This is a genomic window from Bacteroides reticulotermitis JCM 10512, assembly GCF_000517545.1.
Lineage (GTDB): Bacteria > Bacteroidota > Bacteroidia > Bacteroidales > Bacteroidaceae > Bacteroides > Bacteroides reticulotermitis.
Genome location: NZ_BAIV01000059.1, coordinates 1 through 8,106 on the forward strand (window position 1 = coordinate 1; position 8,106 = coordinate 8,106).

At 41.6% G+C, this 8,106-nt stretch carries 5 protein-coding genes and 2 pseudogenes; 6 read left to right on the forward strand and 1 reads right to left on the reverse strand.

Annotated features, from left to right (window positions below; genetic code table 11):
* The 6 genes and pseudogenes from JCM10512_RS20595 to xpt form a co-directional block, all read left to right on the forward strand.
* Window positions 1-643: DNA/RNA non-specific endonuclease (locus JCM10512_RS20595; RefSeq protein WP_044165782.1), on the forward strand; the 643-nt coding region annotated here is incomplete at its 5' end.
* 259 nt (window positions 644-902) lie between these two features.
* A complete protein-coding gene (gene mltG, locus JCM10512_RS20600) occupies window positions 903-1,940 on the forward strand; it encodes an endolytic transglycosylase MltG (protein WP_044165784.1) in 1,038 nt (345 codons plus the stop codon).
* Window positions 1,941-2,023: 83 nt separating this feature from the next.
* Window positions 2,024-3,615 (forward strand): annotated as a pseudogene (locus JCM10512_RS20605) (thiamine pyrophosphate-dependent enzyme).
* Between the two features lie 6 nt (window positions 3,616-3,621).
* Window positions 3,622-4,205 (forward strand): annotated as a pseudogene (locus JCM10512_RS20610) (indolepyruvate oxidoreductase subunit beta).
* 11 nt (window positions 4,206-4,216) lie between these two features.
* A complete protein-coding gene (locus JCM10512_RS20615; RefSeq protein ID WP_044165786.1) occupies window positions 4,217-5,527 on the forward strand; it encodes a phenylacetate--CoA ligase family protein in 1,311 nt (436 codons plus the stop codon).
* Window positions 5,528-5,619: 92 nt separating this feature from the next.
* Window positions 5,620-6,189 (forward strand): xanthine phosphoribosyltransferase, encoded by a 570-nt coding sequence (gene xpt / locus JCM10512_RS20620; protein WP_044165787.1) that lies wholly within the window; start codon window positions 5,620-5,622, stop codon window positions 6,187-6,189.
* 127 nt (window positions 6,190-6,316) lie between these two features.
* On the opposite strand, the gene JCM10512_RS20625 is transcribed toward xpt, so the two are convergent.
* Window positions 6,317-7,081, reverse strand: a complete 765-nt coding sequence (locus tag JCM10512_RS20625) for an EFR1 family ferrodoxin (RefSeq protein WP_044165788.1) — start codon at window positions 7,079-7,081, stop codon at window positions 6,317-6,319.
* Window positions 7,082-8,106: the final 1,025 nt, after the last annotated feature.

The following is an 8,106-nucleotide window of genomic DNA, read 5'->3' on the forward strand; positions in this document are numbered from 1 at the left end:
ACAAGTTATCAGTCACACAGGGTATACTGTTTCCTATAACAAAGAATGGAAAATACCAAACTGGGTTTCGTATGAACTAATCCGAGGAGAGATACACGGAGTAGAAAAAAGAAAAGATCGTTTTATAGTCGACCCGCAAGTAGAAGGCCCGTCCGCTACCAACTCCGATTATTTGCGATCAGGTTATGATAAGGGGCATATGGCCCCTGCTGCCGACATGAAATGGAACAGCACAGCCATGAAAGAATCTTTTTACTTCAGTAATATATGTCCTCAACACCCCCAACTGAACCGAAGAGCATGGAAAGAGTTGGAAGAAAAGATACGCAGTTGGGTTGTGACCGATAGTGCCGTCATCGTAATATGCGGTCCGATAGTCGATAGTAAAAGACAAAAGATAGGGAACAACAATGTCAGTATTCCCAAACAATTCTTCAAAGTTATTCTCTCTCCATTCGCACAACCAACACGTGCCATTGGCTTCCTTTTCCCAAACGAACATGCGACTGCTCCGCTACCTAATTATGTTGTAACAATAGACAGCATTGAATCTTTAACCGGCCTAGATTTTTTCTCCCCATTACCGGATGATATTGAGAACCGAATAGAATCGCATAGCGACTATCGAGAGTGGCCAGAATAAATAAACAGTGAGGTAAACACATAGCTTTGTAATTAGTTGTCGGAAGCATTTCCGAACCACCTCGCATCTATGATTCACTCATATTCAACTAATGGAAGTAATTTATATTCGCATCTAACTCTTCTCTTTCTCAATAATAAATCAGCCAAAGAGCGAAAAGTTTTTTGCCTACTTTCAGCGATTCGGAGCATAAATAAAATCACTCTATTTATTTTCTTCCTATCTTTGACCCAATTTTAAAACAAAATAACTCGTTACAATGAGAAAAAGAAAATCAAACATATTGGTTACTGTCCTAGCAATAGGATTACTACTTGGAATTATCGCCGGAGGAACGATTTACTACTACTTGTTCGCCACACAATTCCACCCTTCAAAAAAAGTATATGTATACATTGATCGCGATGATACTGCCGACTCTGTGTATTATAAAGTGAAGCAGACAGGGCAAGCCGGCAATATGACAGGATTTCGCTGGATGATGCGCCTCAGAGACTACGACCAACATATTCATACCGGCCGTTATGTCATTCAACCGAAAGACAATGTTTACCACGTATTCAGTCGTGTTTCCCGAGGATACCAAGAAGCAGTTAATCTAACAATCGGCAGTGTGCGAACACTCGATAGGTTGGCACGCAGCGTAGGTAAACAATTAATGATCGACTCTACCGAAGTAGCCAAGCTACTGTTCGACTCCACCTTTCAAGCCCAAGTAGGTTATACAGCCGAAACAATGCCTTGCCTATTTATCCCCGAAACTTATCAGGTGTATTGGGATATAACAGTAAACGATTTCTTTCAACGTATGCAAAAAGAGCATAGCCGCTTCTGGAACAGTGACCGATTAGCTAAAGCCACTGCGATTGGCATGACACAGGCCGAGGTTTGCACCCTCGCTTCTATTGTTGAAGAGGAAACCAACAACAACGACGAAAAGCCAATGGTAGCCGGACTTTACATTAATCGGCTACACGCCGGTATGCCCTTACAGGCTGATCCAACAGTCAAATTCGCTTTGCAAGATTTCGCTTTGCGCAGGATCTCCAATGAACATCTACGAATCGAATCGCCTTATAACACATATACAAACACCGGACTACCTCCCGGACCAATTCGTATTCCTTCTACCAAAGGAATAGATAGTGTGCTGAATTATACCAAACATAACTATATCTATATGTGCGCTAAAGAAGATTTTTCGGGCACACATAACTTCGCCTCCAATTATGCCGATCACATGGCAAATGCGAAAAAATATTGGAAAGCATTGAATGAAAGAAATATTTTTAAATAATCGTAAGACGATACGAGTTGAAAAAACTATCTTTGTCTGATGGTACAACAACCTGTGATTAACACTTAATAAAAAACAGATATATGAGCAAGCAACTCTTACTAGGCGACGAAGCCATTGCACAAGCCGCATTGGATGCTGGGCTTTCGGGAGTTTATGCCTATCCCGGTACTCCCTCAACTGAAATTACTGAATACATCCAAATGGCACCGATCACAAGCGAAAGGAATATACACTGCCGTTGGAGCGTTAACGAGAAAACAGCGATGGAGTCGGCACTAGGCATGTCTTTCGCTGGCAAACGAGCATTAGTTTGCATGAAACATGTGGGAATGAACGTAGCAGCCGATTGTTTTATCAACGCTGCCATCACAGGAGTCAAAGGCGGACTGATTGTTCTTGCTGCTGATGACCCTAGCATGCACTCTTCACAAAATGAACAAGACAGCCGTTTCTATGGCGATTTCTCACTAATCCCGATGTACGAACCGTGCAATCAGCAGGAAGCATATGACATGGTCTACAACGGATTTGAATTCTCCGAGAAAATAGGTGAACCCCTCCTCGTACGTATGGTCACTCGCTTGGCACACTCGCGCTCAGGTGTGGAATGTAAACCAACAAAGCCACAAAACAATCTGTCTTTCAGCGAAGATCCTCGTCAATTTATTCTGCTACCGGGTAATGCGCGTAAACGATATAAGACCCTACTCGCCCGCCAGGAAGAGTTCATCAAAGCATCCGAAGAATCATCTTATAATAAATACACAGACGGGCCAAACAAAAAGCTAGGCATCGTTGCATGCGGTATTGGATACAACTATTTAATGGAGAACTATCCCGAAGGATGCGAATACCCGGTACTCAAAATCGGACAATACCCATTACCGAAGAAGCAACTTCTCCAACTAGTAGAGTCGTGTGACGAAATTCTCGTTCTCGAAGACGGCCAGCCTTTCGTAGAGAAGCATTTAAAAGGCTATCTGGCATCGGAATAAAAGTAAAAGGCCGCTTGGATGGAACGCTCTCGCAAGACGGAGAGTTAACTCCGGATAGTGTAGCCAAAGCTGTAGGCAAAGAAAACAAGTCCTTGTTTACCATACCTTCTGTGGTAGCCATGCGTCCTCCCGCACTTTGTGAAGGATGCGGACACCGTGATATGTACGTCACACTAACACAAGTACTCAAAGAAGAATACCCAACACACAAAGTATTCAGCGATATCGGCTGTTATACATTAGGAGCTAGTGCCCCTTTTAATGCTATTGATTCGTGCGTTGATATGGGTGCCTCCATTACTATGGCAAAAGGTGCGGCTGATGCGGGTCTCCATCCATCAATCGCAGTAATCGGTGACTCTACTTTCACCCATTCGGGTATGACCGGCTTACTAGATTGTGTCAATGAAAGCACTCCTCTAACAATTATTATTTCGGATAATGAAACGACTGCTATGACAGGAGGTCAGGATTCTGCCGGTACCGGACGAATCGAAGCGATCTGTTTAGGCCTAGGAGTTGATCCGACTCATATCCGCGTCGTGGTACCGTTGAAAAAGAACCATGAGGAAATGAAGCAAATTATACGAGAAGAAATTGAGTATCGCGGAGTATCGGTTATTATTCCACGTAGAGAATGTATTCAGACCTTATCACGTAAAAAAAGAAGTAAGTAAAAAGCCATGAAAAAAGACATTATACTATCAGGAGTCGGTGGACAAGGGATCCTTTCCATCGCCACAGTGATTGGTAAAGCTGCTCTCAAAGAAGGGCTTTACATGAAACAAGCCGAAGTACACGGTATGAGCCAACGTGGTGGAGATGTTCAATCAAATCTCCGTATCAGCACGCAACCTATTGCCTCCGATCTAATTCCTTTAGGCAAATGCGATCTTATAATTTCGTTGGAACCAATGGAAGGCTTACGCTATCTCCCTACCTCAGTCCTCAAGGATGGTTAGTGACCAACGAAACACCTTTTATCAACATTCCCAATTACCCGGAAATGTCACAAATAACAGAGGAAATAGACAAATTACCTCACAAGATTATTTTAAATGTTGATAAGGTAGCCAAAGAGGTCGGTTCCGCCCGAGTAGCAAACATTGTATTGCTAGGTGCGACTATTCCATTCCTCGGCATTGCCTACGAAAAAATACAAGATAGTATTAGTGAAATATTTCTGCGTAAAGGGGAAGCTATTGTCGAAATGAATCTGAAAGCATTGGCCGCCGGCAAAGAGATTGCTGAGAAGCTAATGGAATAACTGCCACTATCATGAGTACAGAATACTGGGAAGAAGAAATAGAAACTGCCCCTCGCTCGAAGCTGGAAGAACTCCAGCTTCAGCGGCTTAAAAAAACAATCAACCTAGCGGCTAACTCTCCATACTACAAGGAAGTGTTCAGCCAAAATAATATAACGAAGGACAGTATACAAACGCTGAGTGACATCCGGAAAATTCCGTTTACCACCAAAGTCGATATGCGTGCACACTACCCATTCGGATTAGTAGCCGGTGATATGCGAAATGATGGAGTGCGTATTCACTCTTCGAGTGGAACTACCGGCAATCCTACAGTCATTGTACATTCGCAACACGACATTGATTCGTGGGCTAACCTAGTAGCACGCTGTCTATACATGGTCGGAATACGTAAGACTGATGTATTTCAAAATAGCTCGGGCTACGGAATGTTCACCGGAGGCCTAGGATTTCAGTATGGCGCAGAACGCCTAGGCTGCCTCACCATTCCGGCAGCAGCAGGCAACAGCAAACGGCAAATCAAGTTCATCAACGATTTTAAGACAACTGCCCTACATGCCATTCCTAGCTACGCCATCCGATTGGCTGAAATCCTACAGGAAGAAGGTATTGATCCGCAAAGCACAACATTAAAAACGCTTGTTATCGGTGCCGAGCCACATACAGACGAACAACGCCGGAAAATAGAGCAGCTCCTCGGAGTAAAAGCTTATAATAGCTTTGGAATGACGGAAATGAACGGCCCCGGTGTAGCTTTCGAATGTCAAAATCAAGATGGGATGCACTTCTGGGAAGATTGTTACTTCGTAGAAATAATCGATCCGGAAACTGGCGAACAACTCCCCGAAGGAGAAATTGGTGAACTAGTCCTTACCACGTTAGATCGTGAAATGATGCCGCTCATTCGTTACCGTACTCGCGACCTGACCCGAATCATTCCTGGAAAATGTTCTTGTGGACGTACTCACCTACGTATCGACCGTATTCAAGGACGCAGCGATGATATGTTTATTATCAAAGGAGTCAATATCTTCCCAATGCAGGTAGAAAAGATCCTCGTTCAGTTCCCACAATTAGGTAGCAATTATTTGATTACTCTCGAAACTGTCGATAATCAAGATGAAATGGTTGTTGAAGTAGAACTCAGCAATCTTTCTTCCGACAATTATATTGACCTAGAGAGAATCCGTAAAAATATCACTCGTCAGCTCAAAGATGAAATACTAGTTACCCCAAAAGTAAAGCTAGTCAAGAAGGGATCTCTCCCCGAAAGTGAAGGAAAAGCCGTTCGAGTCAAAGATCGAAGAGACAATAAATCATAAATTAACAGAAAACGTGCCAGTATGCTGATATGCTCTTATCCAAGAATAAAGCAAGAAGCATACTGGCACATTTATAATCAGATCATACAAGCATGCAATTATTAAAGAAAAGAATTTTGCAAGATGGGAAATGCTACGAAGGAGGAATTCTGAAAGTAGACAGTTTTATCAATCATCAAATGGATCCCGGGCTAATGAAGTCAGTCGCTGTTGAATTTGTACGTCGCTTTGCCTCTACCAAAGTCAATAAAATTATGACCATTGAAGCCAGTGGTATAGCACCTGCTATCATGACAGGTTATCTGATGAACCTTCCGGTTGTATTTGCCAAGAAGAAGTCACCTAAAACTATCCAAAACGCACTAAGCACCACCGTGCACTCTTTCACCAAGGATCGAGACTACGAAGTGGTTATCAGTTCTGACTTCCTCACGCCGGACGATCATGTGCTCTTTGTTGACGACTTCTTGGCGTACGGAAACGCTGCATTAGGGGTTATAGATCTTATTAAACAGTCAGGAGCTACTTTGGTAGGAATGGGATTTATTATTGAGAAGGCCTTTCAAAATGGGCGTCAGATCCTTGAAGAACAAGGAGTACGTGTAGAGAGTCTGGCTATTATTGAAGACCTTTCTAACTGTAGTATTAAGATACGGGACTAATCATGCGTGGAAACTTTAGTTTCTTTTAGTCCACTCTAACGGATAAATAAAAAGAGAATTCCATCTTACCTTGTTCTCAACTAGAACAAGATAAGATGGAATTCGTTTATTAATTATTGAGAAGTTCTCAAATATTGGGATTAAAATAATGGCCTTTATTCTTTGTTTTCTTTCCATAATGTACCGCATGCTTAGGACAAATATGATAACATGCCAGGCAGGAAGTACAGTTCGTTTCCCAAATCGGTTTCCCCTCTTTCATACGAATGTTCTCAACTGGGCAAGCACGTTCACACTTCCCACAAGAAATACAATCATTAGTCGCATAGAACTTCTGGGGCCATATACCGTAACGAACAAATAGAGGATATATAATGCGGCTTTTCAGGAAAGGCATGCTTCCTTCTTTACAAGAGAATACAGTCTCCTTCCGAATTATTGAAGATTGGATTTGTTCCAAAGTCGAAGATGCATTCTGCAGCTTGGCTATTTCTACATCTTGCGTATCCACATCAAAACCGGGAAATAAAACATAATTATTGGGCATAATTACTGAAAATCCGGCCTGACACTTCCATCCTTTATCAGCAAATGCCTTAAGCAGCATTTGTTGGGTCAAACCTGTATCATCCCCACAGGAACAAACAAAGAACAAGTATTGATCAATGTAACCTGATAAATGAACTTGCTCAATGAAACGCATTACAATGGGAGGAGGCCCCCATGAATAGATAGGAAAAACGAAACCAATCTTTTCATCTTCTCTCAACATAAAATCTAAATTCCCATCCCTCAAAGCATCAGGAATAAAAACTTTTTTTTCTTGTTGTGTTTCTGAAAGTTGGGTAGCAATCCACTTAGAATTGCCAGTACCGGAAAAATAGAATATCATAGGAAAGAATATAAAAAAAGCCGCATCGACGATGTGATGAAACTCTGATAGAACAAGATTTGAGCGCTCGATTTCGTTGTAATCCACCGGCATAAAGCTATCCCTAAGGATGTGGCCCGCCATTGAAAATCGAAGCCTTCTCGGTATATCAGATTAATTTGAAGAGTTTCCCGATCCAGTCGATACGGCTAATATTTTTGTACTACAAAAGTAAGAAAAGCCTTTGAGATAACCAAACGAAATCGTCTATTTGTTTGAGAGAACCCAGCCAGGAAGCGGCTAAAGATGGTTAACATACCCTTTTTAACTTCTCGCGACATTTTCGCACTCCCCACCACCGCCACCGCCTAAAATGGGAAAAAAACATCCAAATACAACCTTTTAAAAGCCTCTAAATTAAAGAAATAGAGAGAAATAGCAAGCCAGTTATTGGGCAACAGAGTCCAAATTAGAAATATATTCGGATCACCTGCCAAAGTATGGATCCTGATGAGTACCCTATTTTCCTAAGTTATTATGTATTTGTCACTTTTTTGCGTATCATTCAATATATCAGGCGATTATTTTGCGTCTTCTTTTAGTTTACATTTATTTACTCGCTTGAATAGCTTATTTGGTAGGTTAATTAGCCTAGTGATACAGCTCATCCGCTCGATTATACATTAATCTCAGTTAAGGAGAGTAGCGGACAGCCCCTATTTTTTGCACAGACGAACAAAGTTTTATGCAGAGTCCGCGTAAATTTACCAGTTAATCCTGCCTTTTTATCTATTTCTCATGCAAATCAAAGCGGAAAGAATAGGAAATGACTGTGAAGTAAATCAGAAGTCTTTCAATAAAGCAGTATCGTGAATCAGAAAGAATAAATGCAAGCGTGTAAACAAAGTTTAGATATTGTCACAATTATAATCTTTTCTCAGGAGTTTCTCCCCAGTGAAACAAAAGTTTCTTCGTGATGAAACAATTGTTTCATAAGGGTGAAACAAAATTCTCATGCTGATGAAACTGTTTGCTTCTCTAGAGAA